Below are 1,507 nucleotides of genomic sequence, written 5' to 3'. Positions count from 1 at the left end.
TCCTCGCTGACTGGCAGGGCAAACTGGTATGCGACGACTACAGTGGGTACAAGGCTGGATTCCAGCAGGGCATCACTGAAATTGGATATGCAGCGCACGCGAGACGCAAGTTCTTCGATCTGCACGCCAATCACAGCAGTCAGATCGCCGCGCAGGCGCTGCCGTTCTTTGCTCCGCTTTACGACATCGAGCGCGACGCTGCAGTGCTGCAAGCCGAGGAACACCACAAGCTTCGACAGAGTCGGGCCAAGCCGGTCTGCGGCGCACTTCACGAATGGATGGTGGCGCAGCGCAAGCTGGTGTCGGAAGGTTCTGCAATTGCCAAAGCGCTGGATTACAGTCTTAAACGATGGGATGCGCTGACCCGCTATCTCGATGACGGTCACGTGCCCATAGACAACAACTGGGTCGAAAACCAGATACGTCCTTGGGCTATCGGCAGGTCGAACTGGTTGTTTGCCGGTTCGCTTCGAGCCGGCAAACGAGCCGCAGCCATCATGAGTCTGCTACGTTCAGCGCAACTGAATGGGCACGAACCGCATGCCTACCTGAAGGACGTTCTCACCCGATTGCCGACTCAAAAGGCCAGCGACATCGCAGCATTGCTGCCTCATCGCTGGCAACCGGCGGATCCCATCCGCTAGTTCAGTTCGCCAAGACGGGTTTGCTGGCCGCTTACCGACTTTCGCCGATCGCCGCCACTTCGATACTTGCGGCGCTGCCAAGAGCAGAACGCGACTCAACTCGGCCGATCGACTTGTCGGCGGTTCAAGGGCAGGTACGCTCGGCGCGAACTCTGATCCAATCTGCAATTACTTTGAGACTTCCGGGATCCCGATAGGGAACTCCGTGCATTAAACCCCACGGATCCCGATCATGGTGCGCAAATAAATGCTGTGTTGTCCACTCGCCGGGAGGGGTCGACTCTGCCGATATGCTGGTAAGTAATGAGGCCATCGCCAAGTCGGCTCCAAACGGCATGGAAAGTGTCGCCAGCAGGAGCGCAATCAGCCCTCCGGGAATTCCCACCATAAAACCGAACGTAAGCATCAGGGGGCGCCGGGCGCGCATAAGTGAGGTGAACAGTACTATGATCCATGCCGCCTTGACAGACCATTCGGGATGGATCGGTATGAAAGCAAAAAAGCCTAGAATCATTAAAAGAATCCACAGTAGCGGATCAAACGCTCGGTCGATGCTATCGAAAGGTCTGCCAATCTTATCGATAATCATCCAAATGACATCCAGAACGCCCCCGATTGCGCGCCAAAGCTTCGACACGAGAAGATTCAAAATCTGCGAGACAGCGAGAATTGCACTTGCTTCATCCGCCGGCGCTCTGACGATCAACACCCGAAACGGATCGATGGCAGGGAATTTAGAGGTGGCGCCGGAATTTCGGACAAGGTCGGTAAGTGGAACGGTCGGGGCCTGAGCTGGTCATAGGGACCAGCAAAAGGAACCCAAAGATGGCAAAAAGAAGCCGCCGGTCGCATAGCCCGGCATT

The 1,507-nt window shown here is 56.3% G+C and carries 2 protein-coding genes; one reads left to right on the top strand and one right to left on the bottom strand.

What is annotated here, in order from left to right:
• Positions 1-644, top strand: a 644-nt coding sequence (tnpC, locus tag ACLFKU_RS43365; protein ID WP_410853343.1) for an IS66 family transposase, incomplete at its 5' end; no start/stop codon positions are given.
• 124 nt (positions 645-768) lie between these two features.
• Here the strand turns inward: tnpC and ACLFKU_RS43360 are convergent.
• A complete protein-coding gene (locus tag ACLFKU_RS43360) occupies positions 769-1,353 on the bottom strand; it encodes a hypothetical protein (protein WP_410853342.1) in 585 nt (194 codons plus the stop codon).
• Positions 1,354-1,507: the final 154 nt, after the last annotated feature.

The sequence above is a fragment of the Paraburkholderia sp. EG304 genome (genome assembly GCF_046543485.1).
GTDB lineage: Bacteria > Pseudomonadota > Gammaproteobacteria > Burkholderiales > Burkholderiaceae > Paraburkholderia > Paraburkholderia youngii.
This window is presented reverse-complemented; position numbering and strand designations above follow the sequence as displayed.